Below are 16,273 nucleotides of genomic sequence, written 5' to 3' on the forward strand. Positions count from 1 at the left end.
AGCGGACTTGCTCCCACAAGGGAAAGTGTATGCCTGAAAGAAAGTTATGAACCGCCCTTCAAGACTCGCCCAACTGCTCTTCGGCCTGCTCGCCTACACCAGCCTGGCCATCGGCCTGATCGCCATCGTCGTGCCCGGCCTGCCGACGACCGAATTCATCCTGCTCGCTGCCTGGGCCGCGACCCGCAGTTCGCCGCGCCTGAGCGCCTGGTTGGAGCAGCACCGGCTGTTCGGGCCGATGTTGCACAACTGGCGCAACGGCAAGGTCATCCCGCGCCGGGCCAAGGTCGCCGCCACGGCCAGCATGCTGCTCTGCGCCGGCTTGATGCTGGTGATGCTCGACCACGGCTGGCCGGTCTACCTGGCCCTCGTCGGCATGGGCCTGGGCAACCTGTGGATCTGGTCGCGCCCGGTGGCGAGGGCGCAAGCGCGCCCCTCGACAGCCCTGCCCCCCGAATAAACCCATTTGATCTATGCTCGTCCTCTCATTCCGGAGGGCCCACGATGACTGACCTGCTCACAACCGTCCAAGCTTCCCTCGGCTTGCCCACGACGCCCATCGCCTTCACGGGCGAAGGCGCCCTGCCTTCGGCATTCGCGGTCACCGAACTGGCCAGCGCCAGCCTCGCCGCAGCCGGCCAGGCCATCGCCGAACTCATCCACCGGCAAACCGGACGCCTGCCGCCGCTTGAAGTCGACCGTCGCCTGGCCTCCTTCTGGTTTTCCACGTCCCTGCGCCCCACCGGCTGGAGCGTGCCGCCAATGTGGGACCCGGTGGCTGGCGACTATGCCACGGCCGACGGCTGGATCCGCCTGCACACCAATGCGCCGCATCATCGACAGGCAGCGGAAAAAGTCCTCGGGCCCTGCGCTGATCGCGCCGCCATGGCCGCCCAGGTAGCCCGCTGGAGCAAGACCGAACTCGAACAGGCCGTCGTCGACGCCGGTGGCTGCGCCGCCGAGATGCGTTCGTGGCCGGCCTGGCAAGCGCATCCCCAAGGCCTGGCAGTGAACGCCGAGCCGCTGGTGCAGTTCGCCCACACCAGCGGTGTGTCCCCCAGGCCCTGGCCGGGTTCCGTGGCCCAGCCACTGGCCGGCCTCAAGGTGCTGGACCTGACCCGCGTGCTGGCCGGTCCCGTGGCCAGCCGCTTCCTCGCCGGCCTCGGCGCCGATGTCTTGCGCATCGACCCTCCGACCTGGGACGAGCCCGGCGTCGTGCCGGAGGTCACCCTGGGCAAACGCTGCGCGCGTCTGGACCTGCACCAGCCCGACGACCGCGCGGTGTTCGAAGCCTTGCTTGAAAACACCGACATTCTGCTCCACGGCTACCGCGCCGACGCCCTTGAACGCCTCGGCTACGGCGCCGAGCAACGGCACAGGATCGCCCCGGGCCTGATCGATGTCAGCCTCAACGCCTACGGTTGGAGCGGCCCGTGGCAGAACCGGCGCGGCTTCGACAGCCTGGTGCAGATGAGCACTGGCATCGCCGCGGCCGGCATGGCCTGGAAACAGGCCGACACCCCGACGCCGCTGCCCGTCCAGGCACTGGACCATGGCACGGGCTACCTGATGGCTGCCAGCGCCGTGGTGCTGTTGGCCCGGCGCCTGGCAAACGGACAAGGCGGCTCGGCACGCCTGTCTCTGGCGCGGACCGCCAAACTGCTGATCGAGCGCGGCGCGGGGGACTCGGCCGCGCTACGGCCCGAGGACGCAGACGACCTGGGCATGCTGGTCGAGCAGACGCCATGGGGACCGGCGCAACGGTTGCAGGTGCCGCTGAAGATCACCGGCACGCCCTGGCAGTGGACGCTCGCGGCGACGAACCTCGGCGCCCATCGAGCGCAATGGTAAGCAGCCTCGCCCCCTGACCTGGGTCAGCTATCGACGCGTTGAATCGACATACGCTGTGACTCTCCTCGGCTGCCTCGGAGTCATGCAATGTCTGATACCCCCGGAAAACTTCGTTTGGGTGCGTTGGTCGCGCTGGTAGTGGGCTCGATGATCGGCGGGGGGATTTTTTCCTTGCCCCAGAACATGGCCGCCAGCGCCGACGTCGGCGCCGTCCTGATTGGCTGGGCGATCACCGCGGTGGGCATGCTGACCCTCGCCTTCGTGTTCCAGACCCTGGCCAACCGCAAGCCCGACCTGGACGGCGGCGTGTACGCCTACGCCAAGGCCGGGTTCGGCGACTACATGGGTTTCTCATCGGCCTGGGGCTACTGGATCAGCGCCTGGCTGGGCAACGTCGGCTACTTCGTCTTGCTGTTCAGCACCTTGGGTTACTTCTTCCCGATGTTTGGTGAGGGCAACACGGTTGCCGCGGTGGTCGGCGCGTCGGTGCTGCTGTGGGCCGTGCATTTTCTGGTGCTGCGCGGCATCAAGGAGGCCGCCTTCATCAACCTGGTCACCACGGTTGCCAAGGTCGTGCCGCTGGCCTTGTTCGTGCTGATCGCCGTCTTCGCCTTCAGGCTCGACATTTTCACCAGCGACATCTGGGGCGCGAAGAACCCGCAACTGGGCAGCGTGATGAACCAGGTGCGCAGCATGATGCTGGTCACCGTGTGGGTGTTCATCGGCATCGAAGGGGCGAGCATTTTTTCCGCCCGCGCCGAACGACGCTCGGACGTGGGCAAGGCCACGGTGATCGGCTTCATCACCGTACTGCTGCTCCTGGTCCTGGTGAACGTGCTGTCCCTGGGGATCATGACCCAGCCGGAGCTGGCGAAGCTGCAGAACCCGTCCATGGCGGCGGTGCTGGAGCACGTCGTGGGCCACTGGGGCGCGGTGCTGATCAGCGTCGGCCTGATCATTTCGCTGCTCGGTGCCCTGTTGTCCTGGGTGCTGCTGTGCGCCGAGATCCTGTTCGCCGCCGCCAAGGACCACACCATGCCGGCCTTCCTGCGGCGCGAGAATGCCAACCACGTACCGGCCAATGCCCTGTGGCTGACCAACGCCATGGTCCAGCTGTTTCTGGTCGTCACCCTGTTCTCGGCCAGTACCTACCTGTCGCTGATCTACCTCGCCACCTCGATGATCCTGGTGCCCTACCTGTGGTCGGTGGCCTATGCGCTGCTGCTGGCGGTGCGCGGCGAGACCTATCAGAACGCCCTCGCCGAGCGCCGCAAGGACCTGTTCATCGCCGCCGTCGCCCTGGTCTACGCGGTGTGGCTGCTGTACGCCGGCGGCATCAAGTACCTGCTGCTTTCCGCCTTGCTCTACGCCCCGGGCGCGGTGCTGTTCGCCAAGGCCAGGCACGAAGTCGGCCAAGCGGTTTTCACCGCGGTCGAGAAGCTGATTTTCACCGCTGTGGTCGCAGGCGCCCTGGTGGCGGCCTACGGGCTTTACGCCGGCTTTCTGACCTTGTGATCGCTGAACGTTTTAATGGGAGGATGTGTAATGACCACGGAAAAAATGCAGTACGGCGTTCATTCCGAAGCCGGGAGATTGCGCAAAGTCATGGTGTGTTCCCCAGGCCTGGCCCATCAGCGGCTGACTCCGAACAACTGCGATGAACTGCTGTTCGATGACGTGCTGTGGGTCAACCAGGCCAAGCGCGACCATTTCGACTTCGTCACCAAGATGCGCGAGCGGGGCATCGATGTGCTGGAAATGCACAACCTGCTGACCGACGTCGTCGCCATTCCCGAAGCCCTGGACTGGATCCTGCAACGCAAGATCACCGCCAACTCGGTGGGCCTGGGTCTGGTGAATGAAGTCGGTTCGTGGTTGCGCAGCCTGGAACCGCGCCGGACCGCCGAATACCTCATCGGCGGCGTCTCGGCCGATGACTTGCCCGACAGCTTCGGCGGCAAGACCCTGCAGATGTTTCGTGATTTCCTCGGGCACTCCAGCTTCATCCTGCCGCCGTTGCCCAACACCCAGTTCACCCGCGACACCACCTGCTGGATCTACGGCGGCGTGACCCTGAACCCGATGTACTGGCCGGCGCGTCGCCAGGAAACCCTGCTGGCCAGCGCCATTTACAAGTTCCATCCCGCGTTCACCCACGCCGACTTCCAGGTCTGGTACGGCGACCCCGACCAGGACCATGGCAGCGCCACCCTCGAAGGCGGTGACGTGATGCCGATTGGCAACGGCGTGGTACTGATCGGCATGGGCGAGCGCTCATCACGCCAAGCCATCGGCCAACTGGCGCTGAACCTGTTCAAGCACAAGGCCGTGGAACGGGTCATCGTTGCCGGCTTGCCGAAGTCCCGGGCCGCCATGCACCTGGACACCGTGTTCAGTTTCTGCGACCGCGACCTGGTGACCGTTTTCCCAGAGGTGGTTAGCCAGATCGTGGCCTTCTCCCTGCGCCCCGACGAGAGCAAACCCGGCGGCATCGACGTGCGCCGCGAGCAAGGCAGTTTCCTCGACACGGTGGCGGCCGCCCTCAAGCTCCCGGCCCTGCGCGTGGTGGAAACCGGCGGCAACAGCTTTGCCGCCGAACGCGAACAGTGGGACGACGGCAACAACGTGGTGGCCCTGGAACCGGGCGTGGTGATCGGCTACGACCGCAACACCTACACCAACACGCTGCTGCGCAAGGCCGGGGTGGAAGTCATCACCATCAGCGCCAGCGAGCTGGGCCGAGGCCGCGGCGGCGGCCATTGCATGACCTGCCCGATCATTCGCGACCCGATCGACTACTGACCTTCGTGCCCGCGCCCTGGCTGACCGAATACGTGCCAGGGCCCGCTGAAACCCAAGGAGATGCACCATGGCGTTCAACACCCACAACCGTAACCTGCTCAGCCTCGAGCACCACACACCCCGTGAACTGCGTTACTTGCTGGACCTGTCCCGGGACCTCAAGCGAGCCAAGTACACCGGCACCGAGCAGCAGCACCTCAAGGGCAACAACATCGCGCTGATCTTCGAGAAAACGTCGACGCGCACCCGTTGCGCGTTCGAAGTGGCGGCCTACGACCAGGGCGCCAATGTCACCTACATCGACCCCAACTCCTCGCAGATCGGCCACAAGGAGAGCATGAAGGACACCGCCCGGGTGCTCGGGCGCATGTACGATGCCATCGAGTACCGTGGCTTCAAGCAGGAGATCGTCGAGGAACTGGCGAAGTTCGCCGGCGTGCCGGTGTTCAACGGCCTGACCGATGAATACCACCCGACGCAGATGATTGCCGATGTGCTGACCATGCGTGAGCACGCCGACAAACCGATCCATGAGATCAGCTATGCGTACCTGGGCGATGCCCGTAACAACATGGGCAACTCGTTGCTGCTGATCGGCGCCAAACTGGGCATGGACGTGCGCATCTGCGCGCCCAAGGCCCTGTGGCCCCACGACGACCTGGTGCAGCGCTGCCATCAGTACGCCGAGGAAAGCGGCGCGCGCATTACCCTCACTGCGGACCCGAAGGCGGCGGTCAAGGGCGTGGACTTCATCCACACCGATGTCTGGGTCTCCATGGGCGAGCCGGTCGAAGCCTGGGCCGAGCGAATCGAACTGTTGCTGCCTTACCAGGTCAACGCTGACCTGATGAAAGCCACCGGTAACCCGCGCACCCGCTTCATGCATTGCCTGCCGGCGTTCCATAACAGCGACACCAAGATCGGCAAACAGATCGCCGAGCAGTACCCGCACCTGGCCAACGGCATCGAAGTCACCGACGACGTGTTCGAATCGCCGGCATGCATCGCCTTCGAGCAAGCGGAAAACCGCATGCACACCATCAAGGCCATTTTGGTGTCGACGCTGGCAGACCTGTAAGGCCCTGTGAGCGGGCTTGCTCGCGAAGGCGGCCTGTCAGCCAACATCCATGTTGTCTGTGACATCGCTTTGGCGAGCAAACCCGCTCCCACAAGGGGCCCTTGCGTTGTTCGTTCCACTTTTTGTAAAGGACAGCACCATGCGAATCGTCGTTGCCCTGGGCGGTAACGCCCTCCTGCGTAGGGGGGAACCCATGACCGCCGACAACCAACGCGGCAACATCCGCACCGCGACTGAACAGATCGCCAGGATCCACCCCGGCAACCAACTGGTGATCGCCCACGGCAACGGCCCGCAGGTCGGCCTGCTGTCGTTGCAAGCGGCCGCCTACCCCTCGGTCACCCCGTACCCGCTGGACGTGTTGGGTGCCGAGACCGAAGGCATGATCGGCTACATCATCGAGCAGGAACTGGGCAACCTGCTGGACGCCGACGTCCCCTTCGCCACGCTGCTGACCCAAGTGGAAGTGGACGCCGACGACCCGGCCTTCCAACACCCCACCAAGCCCATCGGACCGGTCTACAGCCAGCAGGAGGCGCAGGCATTGGCCGCTGAAAAAGGCTGGGCCATCGCCCCGGACGGCGACAGGGTTCGTCGGGTGGTCGCCAGCCCCAGGCCCAAGCGAATCTTTGAAATCCGTCCGATCAAGTGGCTGCTGGAAAAAGGCAGTATCGTGATCTGCGCCGGCGGTGGCGGCATCCCGACGATGTACGACGCCGATGGCAAGCTGCAGGGCGTTGAAGCGGTCATCGACAAGGACCTGTGCTCGGCGCTGCTGGCCGAACAACTGGAGAGCGACCTGCTGGTGATCGCCACCGACGTCAACGCCGCCTTCATCGATTTCGGCAAGCCGACCTGCAAGGCCATCGCCAGTGCCCACCCCGACGCCCTGGAAACACTCGACTTCGCCGCCGGATCCATGGGCCCCAAGGTGCAGGCCGCCTGCGAATTTGCGCGCAATACCGGCAAGGTCGCGGTGATCGGGTCGCTTTCGGACATCGATGCTATCGTCCAAGGCACCGCCGGTACTCGCATCAGCACCGCGACAACCGGCATTACTTATCGATAATCGGAAACTCCCGGGGCAGATCCGGGGTCTGCCTTACTTCTACGCCTTTTTCCAGGAGAGTCGCTCATGGCCCTGTTCCGACCCGGTCACCTGCACATGGAGCGCCACGCGCTGAACAAGGATGACCACAGCTACGATCTGTGCATCGACTACGAGCTTGCCCAGGACCCCACGGAAGGCCAGGGCATGTCGTTCCGGCTGCACGGCACCATCGAGGACAAGCCCGTGGACGAGACGTTTTTCCTGGCCAAGGACCAGGCCTTCGACTTCGCCCGTCCCGCCACGCGCATCGCGCAGAAACACGGCCTGCCCAAGAGCGCCAACATCGGCCCCTTGCACAAGTACTACGACGACATGTTCGAAGACGTACGCAAGCAGCTGGATGTGAAACCGGGAGACCCGATGAAGCCGGAACACCTGGCGTAACCTGATCCACCCGCCCCCCATCACCCGGTGGGAGCGGGCTTGCTCGCGAAAGCGTCGTATTCAGTCAACGGTGATGTCGGCTGACACACCGCTTTCGCAAGCAAGCCCGCTCTCACATTGGCGGTATCAGTGTTCTGAATGTCGGGACAATTGCCACGCCCGCCCCACTGGCAACTCACCCGCGCTGACCTATGCTTGAAACAGTACCCCCGGGTATTCGTTCAGAGGTCATCGCCATGAACATCAAAACAAGAAGACGCTTCGTCATATTCGTCACCTGCGCCGCCACGCTTGCGCTGTATGGCACGGCAGCCTACCGGGTGGAACAGGCCAGGCAACTGCCCCGCGAATTCGCCAGCTGCAACCTGGAACGCTGCATCCCCCATAACGGCTCCCTGAACGCCCTGCGCTGAGGCGTTTCAGTCGTCCTGCTGATCGGTCTTGAGCCGGTCCCGGAACGCCTTGGGCGAGATGCCGACGCGGCGGCGGAACAGACGGGTGAAGTTGGTCGGATCGGAAAACCCGAGCATCTCGGAAATCTCGTAGATCGTCATGCCGGTATAGGTCAGCAGTCGCTTGGCTTCCAGCAACTGCCGCTCATGCATGATCTGCAACGCCGGCTGACCCGCCAGCTCGCGGCAGGTGCCGTTGAGGTGCGACACCGATATGCCCAGGCGATGGGCCAGGTCTTCGACCTTGACGTGCTGGCGATAGGTTTCTTCCACCAACTGGATAAACCCGTTGAGGTATTCCCGGGCCCGTTGCGGGCGCTGGGTCTGGGTGCGGCGCTGCATGACCTGGCGGCTGACCCAGACCATGATCACGCTGACCAGCGCGTGCATCAGCATTTCCCGGGCCGGTTGGTGGCCCATGTACTCGCTCTGCAAGGCACTGAACAGGCTGTTCAGGTAATCGGCGTTCTCACCGGCCGGGTAGCTTTCGGCCTGGGCCAGCACGTTGACCGAATGCCCCAGCTGCGATTGCAGATGCGTCACCAGTGGCGCCGCCAGGGTCACCACGTAGCCGTCCACATCCTCGGAAAACCGGAACCCATGCACCGACAACGGCGGCAGGATCTGCACCGTCGGCTCATCGAGTTGCGTGCGCTGGCCTTCGATTTCCAGCTCCGCCCGCCCCTTGAACACAAACAGCAACTGGCACAGGTCAGCATGCCGGTGGGGCTTGATTTCCCATTGATGCTCGCTGCTGCGCTTGGAAATGGTTTCACAGTGCAGCAGGTCCGGTGTGGGCCAATCCTGGCTCTCGCCATAGAGCTTGAACACCGGGATCGAAGGCAGCTCAGGTTTTTTCATAACGCGGATCCGGGCCTGGGGTTGCGGGCGATAATCGCACCAATTGGCAGAAAGAACAGGTATCGGCTCAGTTTTCCCCTTCAACTGACAGCTCCGCAAGCGAAAAATGCAGGCACTCAGGTCCATAACAATTAACGCGGACCCTGGCCGCGTACTTCGTGCGAGTCATAACAACAATGAAAACCCTCAAGACCCAAGTTGCGATTATCGGTGCCGGCCCCTCTGGCCTGCTGCTCGGCCAGTTGTTGCACAACGCCGGGATCGACACCGTCATCGTCGAACGCCAGGCCCCGGACTACGTACTGGGCCGCATCCGCGCCGGTGTGCTGGAACAAGGCATGGTCGACCTGCTCCGCCAGGCCGGCGTCAGTCAGCGCATGGACGCCGAAGGCCTGCCCCACGACGGTTTCGAGCTGGCGCTCAACGAGCGTCGGGTGCACATCGATCTCAAGGCGCTGACCGGCGGCAAAAACGTCATGATCTACGGCCAGACCGAAGTGACCCGCGACCTGATGGCCGCCCGCGAAGCCGCCGGCGCCCGGACGTTCTATCAGGCCGGCAACGCCCAGCCCCACGACCTGCAGACCGACCAGCCCTACGTGACGTTCGAGTGCGACGGGCAAACCTGGCGCCTGGACTGCGACTACGTGGCGGGCTGCGACGGCTTCCATGGCGTGGCGCGACAGTCGATCCCGGCGGACACACTGAAGGTGTTCGAGCGGGTCTACCCGTTCGGCTGGCTCGGCGTGCTGGCCGACACCCCGCCGGTGCACGACGAACTGGTCTACGCCCGCCACCCCCACGGTTTCGCCCTGTGCAGCATGCGTTCCAAGACCCGCAGCCGTTACTACCTGCAAGTGCCGGCTGAAGAACCACTGGCCGACTGGCCGGACGCGCGCTTCTGGGCCGAACTGAAGAACCGTCTTCCCGCCGACCTGGCCGAGGCCCTGGTGACCGGCCCGTCCATCGAGAAAAGCATCGCGCCGCTGCGCAGCTTCGTTGTCGAACCCATGCAGTACGGCCGCCTGTTCCTGGTGGGCGATGCCGCGCACATCGTCCCACCCACCGGGGCCAAGGGCCTGAACCTGGCGGCCAGCGACGTCAGCACACTGTTCAACATCCTGCTCAAGGTCTATCGCGACGGCCGCGTGGACTTGCTCGAACGCTATTCCGCCATCTGCCTGCGCCGGATCTGGAAAGCCGAACGGTTCTCCTGGTGGATGACCTCGATGCTGCACCGTTTCGACGATGACGCCTTCAACCAGCGCATCAGCGAAGCGGAACTGGAGTATTTCGTCGACTCCGAGGCCGGTCGAAAAACCATCGCGGAAAATTACGTCGGACTTCCTTATGAGGCTATCGAATAGCCGGCTATCGACATAAACTGCGGACTCCGTCCCTTCGCCCTACCGGCGTGACGCCCGCAGGTTTTGCCGTGACCCAGCTCAACACCCCGCAAGCCCAGAAGCCGGCCATCCGCAGCATCCTGGTCGCGCTGATGCTGGCGATTTTCCTCAGCGCCCTGGACCAGACCATCGTCGCCGTGTCGATGCCGGCCATCTCTGCGCAATTCAAGGACGTCAGCCTGCTGGCCTGGGTGATCTCCGGCTACATGGTCGCCATGACCGTGGCGGTGCCGATCTACGGCAAGCTCGGCGACCTCTACGGGCGACGGCCGCTGATGCTGTTCGGCATGGGCCTGTTCACCCTGGCTTCGCTGTTCTGCGGCCTGGCCCAGGACATGGAGCAATTGGTGATGGCGCGGATTGTCCAAGGCATCGGCGCCGGCGGCATGATCTCCGTGAGCCAGGCGATCATCGGCGACATCATCCCGCCCCGCGAGCGCGGCCGCTACCAGGGTTACTTCAGCAGCATGTACGCCGTAGCCAGCGTGGCCGGGCCGGTGCTGGGCGGCTACATGACCGAATACCTGTCGTGGCGCTGGGTGTTCCTGATCAACCTGCCGCTGGGCCTGGCGGCCTGGTGGGTGGCCCGGCGCACCCTGGTCGGGCTGCCGGTGCCGCAGCGCACGCCGATCATCGACTACCTGGGCACGGTGTTGCTGATCATCGGCCTGACGGCCCTGCTGCTGGGCATTACCCAGATCGGCCAGGGTTACGCCTGGTACAGCCGCGACGTACTGGGCTTGCTCGGTTGCGCGGTGGTGGGCCTGGGGATTTTCGTCTGGCACGAGCGCCGGGCCCGGGAACCGCTGCTGCCGATGCACCTGTTTGCCAACCGCAGCGCGGTGCTGTGCTGGTGCACGGTGTTCTTCACCAGCTTCCAGGCGATTTCCTTGACGGTGCTGGTGCCGCTGCGCTTCCAGAGCGTGACCGGCGCCGGCGCCGACAGCGCGGCGCTGCACCTGTTGCCCCTGGCCATGGGGCTGCCGATCGGCGCCTATTGCGCCGGGCGCCGGACCTCGGTGACAGGGCGCTACAAACCGATGATCTTAAGCGGCGCCCTGCTCTTCCCCTTTGCCATCCTCGGCATGGCCTTCACGCCCCCCGGCGCCTTCTGGCTGAGCAGCCTGTTCATGCTGCTCAGCGGCATCGCCTCGGGGATGCAATTTCCCACGTCCCTGGTGGGCTCGCAGAACTCGGTGCAGCAACAGGACATCGGGGTCGCCACCAGCACCACCAACCTGTTCCGCTCCCTTGGCGGGGCGGTGGGCGTAGCCTTGATGTCGGCGTTGCTACTGGCCCTGCTGCAGGACTCCAGCTTCGCCCAATTCGCCGGGACCTCGCTGATCGGCGAAGGGCACTCCGGCAACGTGCTGCTGGACGGCCTGAACGCCGCGCCGGGTGAGGCACAGGGCGCCCTGCGCCAGGAACTGCAGGCGACGTTCCGGCACCTGTTGCTGATCAGCGCGGCGGTGTCGCTGCTGGGTTTGGCGGCCGCCGCCGCGATGCCGAACCATTTGTTGCGTGGGCGGGATGAGAAAGTGCGGTAAATACCAAACCTCTGGTTAACGCAGCCACCTGTGGCGAGGGAGCTTGCTCCCGCTGGGCTGCGCAGCAGACCTAAAAATTGGGTCAGCCGACCCAGCATTGGGGCGGCTTCGCGCTGGAGCGCCAGCCCGGCCCAGCTGGAGCAAGCTCCCTCGCCACAGGGAAATTGTGCAAGGCTGCTTCTTGTGTGCCTTATGCTGTCGCCGCTGCGCCCATCGGCTCCACCACCGCACTCATGCCATCCTTCATCCGCTTGGCATCGCGCACGAAACAGCGCGAGGCCAGGAACAGGAACACCATGGTCATAAACAGGGCCACCGGAATCAGGTACATCGCGTCGTGCAAGCCGATGGCCTTGAAGGCTTCGGTCATCTGCGGGGCGCCGGCCGCCGCCATGGCGGTGCGGGCGAAGTAGTCCGACAGCCCGCCCACCACCACCGGCCCCAGCCCGCCACCGAGCAGGTACAGCCCGGCAAAGAACAGCGCCATCGCCGTGGCCCGCAAGCGCGGCTCGACCACGTCCTGGATCGCCGTGTACACGCAGGTGTAGAAGTTATAGGCAAACAGCCAGCCGACACTGAACACCGCGACGAACACGCCGATTTCGATCCGCCCGGCGTGCAAGGCCCAGGCGGTGGTGACCGTCGAGATGACCAGGCTGAACGCCGCGAACAGCAGGCGACCACTGGCCACCCGCTGATGGATCTTGTCGGCGACCCAGCCGCCCAGGGTCAGCCCGAACAGCCCCGTCACACCGACCATGATCCCGGTGGCCACCGCCGCATCAGGCAGCGACAACTGGAAATAGCGTTGCAGCATCGGCACCAGGAAGGAGTTGCAGGCGTAGGTGGCGAAGTTGAAGCACAGCCCCGCCAGCACCAGCCACAGGAACGTCGGAATGGCCAGGACCCGGCGGATCGGCCGGTCGATCTTGTCCTGGGACACCTGCACGGTTTCCGCCGCGCCGCGCTTGGGTTCCTTGATGAAGAACATGAACACCGCCAGCACCAGCCCCGGCACGGCCGCGATGAAGAACGGCGCGCGCCAGCTGTCGAACGCCTTGACCATCGCGCCGATGGTGAAGAAGGCCAGCAGCAACCCGATCGGCAGGCCCAGCATGAAGATGCCCATGGCTCGCGCCCGGCGATGGGCCGGGAACAGGTCGCCGATCAGCGAGTTGGCCGCCGGCGCGTAACTGGCCTCGCCGATGCCGATGCCCATGCGCACCACCAGAAATGCCCAGAAACTGCCCACCAGGCCATTGACCGCCGTCAGCGCGCTCCAGGTGGCCAGGCCCCAGCCCATCAGTTTGCTGCGCGAGCCGGTGTCGGCCATGCGCCCCAGCGGCAGCCCGGCAATGGCGTAGACGATGGTGAAGGCGGTGCCGATGATGCCGATCTGGAAGTCGCTGAGGCTCCACTCCATGCGGATCGGCTCGATGATGATCGCCGGGATGGTGCGGTCGAAGAAGTTGAACAGGTTGGCGAGGAACAGCAGGAACAGAATGCGCCAGGCATTCGCCGCTTGGGTCGAGTTCTGCATGGGTCCGTCTCTTATTGTTTTTGGGCAACGGCGAGCATCCGAGCCCTGAATTTGCAATCTAGACAGCGGCGTGCGGGATGTCTGCGATCATTCGCCAGGCTGATACCCGACCATGGCGGCCAAGGCCTTTCTTGATGGCGGTCAACATACCGTAACAATTGCCATCATTTTGCCGGTTCTCGATTAAAGATCATGTCCCGGTGGCCGATCCATCATGAAGCTTCTTTCATCCGCTATGGTTCGATGACAGCGGTCGTCCAACCCACCAGTTCAGGCGTACGGCGCACAATGACTTCCAAAAAAACAGCCACTGCGGTATCCGATCTGACCCTGGGCCCGGCCGCCAACGGCTTTGAAACGTCGACGGTGTCGAGCGCCTCACGCCCCTTGTCGACCCAGCAGTACCTGTACTTCACCGAGACCAATACCGACCGCATCCTCGACAACCTCGACGGCCTGCGCGACACCGTGTTCCCGCGCCCACCGCACCTGGTGGATGACGAATACGACCGCAACCAGCAGGAATTCCCGTCGGTGTGCCTGATCGGCCTGGGCCGCTGCGGCTCCAACATCGCCCTGGACGTGGCGGAGCTGGTTTACAACGCGCGCAAGTTCTACCTCAACGAGTTCAACGCCGAAGACAAGCACTACGACAAGGGCTACAGCCCCGCGCAGTGGATCCGTCACAACCTGCGCCTGGGCACCGGCAAGGCCAGCAAGCCGGTGTTCCTGGTGGAACCGCTGGTCATGCTCGGCGACCTGGACAAGGACATCGCCGGGCGCATCCGCTTCTCACGCAAGGGCGAAAAGAGCGGCTTTTTGCGTGACTACAGCAAGATGAAAATCATGGACTTGTCGGAGGTCCACGCCGGCGGCGCCGGTAACGCGCCGATCCTGGGCCAGTACCTGGCCAAGATCATCCTGAACAAGGACACCCAGCGTTTCTCCAGCCCCGACTGGAAAATGATCCACTCGTACCTGATCGACAGCTGCGGCATCAAGGCCAACCAATCGCGCCTGTATTTCTCGATCTTCAGTGCCGGTGGTGGCACCGGTTCGGGCATGGCCTCGGAGTTCGGCCTGGCCCAGCAGTACTCGTACATGAACAAGACGTTCGACACCAAGCCGATGGACGAACACGACAGCAAGAGCGGCCACTCATTCGTCTTCGAGCCGATCTTCACCAGCGGCATCTGCGTGCTGCCGAACATTTCCGACCACCGCAGTGAAATGTCCGAGGCGCTGCACATCAACGCCGGGCGGCTGCTGTGCAAATACCTCTCGGAAGAATGGGATTTTTCATACAACTTCGCCAATGAAGACAGCAGCGAAGCCAGCGTCATGGGCCGGATCCGCCCATGGAACGCGATGATGCTGATCTCCAACGACATCATGCGTTATGCCGAGGAAAGCGACGACGGCAACATCCAGAACATCGATGTCAACGCCATGGAGAAACACGCCAACCAGTACATCTCCCAGCAGATCTTCAACATCCTGACCGCCCAGGCGGTCACCACCGATTACGACCAGAACTATTTCCGTCGGGCCGGCATCGACATCGGCGAAACCATTCGCCTGGACGCCAACGACCTGTTCATGAGCCTGGCCGGCCCGGTGGCCATTGCCTACGCCGAATCGGTGGTCCCGGAAACCCCGGCGCCGAGCGGTGACAAGTTCAAGGTGTTCGAGAAAGAGCCGCCACGCCTGAACATCGACGACCTGTTCTTCCGCTCCATCGACCTGCCGCACTTCAACAAGGTCACCCAGGCCATCGAAGGCATCAGCCTGTTGCCGATCGAATCCAAGCGCTACCGGGCGTCGTTGGAGCAGTACAAGAACTCCGGCTACGACGCCGCGGCCCTGCATGACCTGCACTTCTTCAAGAACTGCTCGTCGGTGGTGTCGATCGTGTCCTTGCCCAAGGACTACAAGCTGTCCTACATGGACCTGAACCGGCTCAAGACCCACCTCAACAGCCTGTTCCCCAACACCACGCTCAAGCGTTACGCGCTGGTGATCGGCGCCTCGGCCAACCTGTCGCTGACCACCCTGATCGCCAAGAGCCCGTGCCTGTCGGATGACTTCCTGACCCTGATCGTGGCGTTCATCAAGCGCTGCTTCGCCCGCACGCCGTACCGCTTCGACGACACCCTGGACAACTCGATCCTGGACTTCATCATCAACGAAGACTTCGACGAAGAACGCATCGACGACCTGCTCAACGAGTTCGAAAACCCGGCGAAGATCCTCGACACCAACTGGTACGCCATCAAGCCGATGTACGAGAAGAAATACCGCGAGCTGATCAACGACAAGGAGAAGTTCGTCTCGATCAATGACATCCGCCTGTCACGCGACTGCGTGAAAAAGGCCATCAAGTACCTGCGCGAGATCTACCGCCACCGGATCGGCAAGACCAAGGTTATTTCCCTTAACAACCATACAGGCAGGACTTACTGAGTCCGGCGCAGCACCGTGTTGCCTCCAATCGCGAGCAAGCTCGCTCCCACAGGGTTCTGTGTACACAGACCCACTGTGGGAGCGAGCTTGCTCGCGATAGCGGTCCTGAATCCTGCACCTGAACAACATCCAGAAACAATTAAGCAGCCCTAAGGCTGCTCAATAAACTGTTCCCGTTACGTATACGTCACCCTGCCCTGTGGCGTTTCACCACGGCAGGATGCCATCACGCTACTCACCTACACACTTTTGTACCGCGCGCGCAGCGACCCAAGATGGTGCATCGATCACTTCGACGCCCTTTCCTGGATCAGGATCCAAGGCGAAACCACCACCGCCCAGAGCTGCGGATCACGCTCCAGAAAATCCAGCGCCCGCGTTTCAGACAGTTTCGCGAGCTGCTCGCCGGCCAACCAGGCGGAGACTTTCTCGCCTTCGTCCTGGGCCACGGCTTCGGCGGCGGCGATCAAATCCAGTGCCGGGTCGACCCATAATAGGGCACCCTTGGCGAAGAACGGTTCCAGCTCCTTCCAGGTGATGGATGCGGTTTCACCGAGCAGCTTGGCATAGAGGGTGCTAGGTTCTTGGTTCATGGGCCTGTCCGGAAAAGAAATCGGCGCGAATGATAACGTCGGTGGTCCGGCAGAAAAACCCGGTAGTAAATGGAGGGCCGATTGAAAAGTGCAGCAGGTGCCAGGGAATGCCGATTTGACCGGAGAAACCCCGCCGCTATTCTGTCTTTTTCTTTCAATAAAGCGACACCCTCCGGATTTGCCCC

The 16,273-nt window shown here is 63.4% G+C and carries 13 protein-coding genes; 10 read left to right on the plus strand and 3 right to left on the minus strand.

The genetic code is table 11. The features are described 5' to 3' along the window. Window positions 1-46 precede the first annotated feature (46 nt). The 7 genes from VM99_13115 to VM99_13145 all read left to right on the plus strand — a co-directional run bounded on the left by VM99_13115 (window position 47) and on the right by VM99_13145 (window position 7,226). Complete coding sequence (locus VM99_13115) at window positions 47-460, plus strand: membrane protein (GenBank protein ID AKJ98962.1); 414 nt, start codon at window positions 47-49, stop codon at window positions 458-460. A 44-nt stretch (window positions 461-504) separates the two neighbouring features. Further along, on the plus strand, window positions 505-1,851 hold the full coding sequence (locus tag VM99_13120; GenBank protein AKJ98963.1) for a CAIB/BAIF family CoA transferase: 1,347 nt from the start codon (window positions 505-507) through the stop codon (window positions 1,849-1,851). A gap of 87 nt (window positions 1,852-1,938) precedes the next feature. Next, window positions 1,939-3,366: an amino acid APC transporter gene (locus VM99_13125; GenBank protein AKJ98964.1), complete on the plus strand. Its 1,428-nt coding sequence runs from the start codon at window positions 1,939-1,941 to the stop codon at window positions 3,364-3,366. Window positions 3,367-3,396: 30 nt separating this feature from the next. Continuing rightward, a complete protein-coding gene (locus VM99_13130) occupies window positions 3,397-4,653 on the plus strand; it encodes an arginine deiminase (protein AKJ98965.1) in 1,257 nt (418 codons plus the stop codon). A gap of 67 nt (window positions 4,654-4,720) precedes the next feature. Beyond that, entirely contained in the window at window positions 4,721-5,731 is a 1,011-nt protein-coding gene (locus tag VM99_13135) for an ornithine carbamoyltransferase (protein AKJ98966.1), read from the plus strand. Between the two features lie 139 nt (window positions 5,732-5,870). After that, window positions 5,871-6,800 carry a carbamate kinase gene (locus VM99_13140; protein AKJ98967.1) on the plus strand — a complete coding sequence of 310 codons (930 nt, stop codon included), beginning with the start codon at window positions 5,871-5,873 and terminating at the stop codon, window positions 6,798-6,800. A 66-nt stretch (window positions 6,801-6,866) separates the two neighbouring features. Then, complete coding sequence (locus VM99_13145) at window positions 6,867-7,226, plus strand: acetyl-CoA carboxylase (GenBank protein AKJ98968.1); 360 nt, start codon at window positions 6,867-6,869, stop codon at window positions 7,224-7,226. Between the two features lie 419 nt (window positions 7,227-7,645). Here VM99_13145 and VM99_13150 read toward each other — a convergent pair whose 3' ends face one another. Next, the gene (locus VM99_13150) at window positions 7,646-8,539 is read right to left on the minus strand and encodes an AraC family transcriptional regulator (protein AKJ98969.1); all 894 of its coding nucleotides are present in this window, start codon (window positions 8,537-8,539) and stop codon (window positions 7,646-7,648) included. A gap of 176 nt (window positions 8,540-8,715) precedes the next feature. On the opposite strand from VM99_13150, the gene VM99_13155 reads away from it, so the two are divergent. Together VM99_13155 and VM99_13160 are read left to right on the plus strand one after the other, a co-directional pair. After that, entirely contained in the window at window positions 8,716-9,906 is a 1,191-nt protein-coding gene (locus tag VM99_13155) for a 4-hydroxybenzoate 3-monooxygenase (protein AKJ98970.1), read from the plus strand. Window positions 9,907-9,974: 68 nt separating this feature from the next. Further along, window positions 9,975-11,492, plus strand: a complete 1,518-nt coding sequence (locus VM99_13160) for a DSBA oxidoreductase (GenBank protein AKJ98971.1) — start codon at window positions 9,975-9,977, stop codon at window positions 11,490-11,492. A 190-nt stretch (window positions 11,493-11,682) separates the two neighbouring features. On the opposite strand, the gene VM99_13165 is transcribed toward VM99_13160, so the two are convergent. Next, window positions 11,683-13,032 carry an MFS transporter gene (locus tag VM99_13165; GenBank protein AKJ98972.1) on the minus strand — a complete coding sequence of 450 codons (1,350 nt, stop codon included), beginning with the start codon at window positions 13,030-13,032 and terminating at the stop codon, window positions 11,683-11,685. A gap of 288 nt (window positions 13,033-13,320) precedes the next feature. Here VM99_13165 and VM99_13170 point away from each other — a divergent pair, with 288 nt between their 5' ends. Then, the gene (locus tag VM99_13170; protein AKJ98973.1) at window positions 13,321-15,495 is read left to right on the plus strand and encodes a hypothetical protein; all 2,175 of its coding nucleotides are present in this window, start codon (window positions 13,321-13,323) and stop codon (window positions 15,493-15,495) included. Between the two features lie 287 nt (window positions 15,496-15,782). Here the strand turns inward: VM99_13170 and VM99_13175 are convergent, their stop codons facing one another. Next, window positions 15,783-16,088 carry a hypothetical protein gene (locus VM99_13175; protein ID AKJ98974.1) on the minus strand — a complete coding sequence of 102 codons (306 nt, stop codon included), beginning with the start codon at window positions 16,086-16,088 and terminating at the stop codon, window positions 15,783-15,785. Window positions 16,089-16,273: the final 185 nt, after the last annotated feature.

This window comes from Pseudomonas chlororaphis, assembly GCA_001023535.1.
GTDB classification, from domain to species: Bacteria; Pseudomonadota; Gammaproteobacteria; order Pseudomonadales; family Pseudomonadaceae; genus Aquipseudomonas; species Aquipseudomonas chlororaphis_E.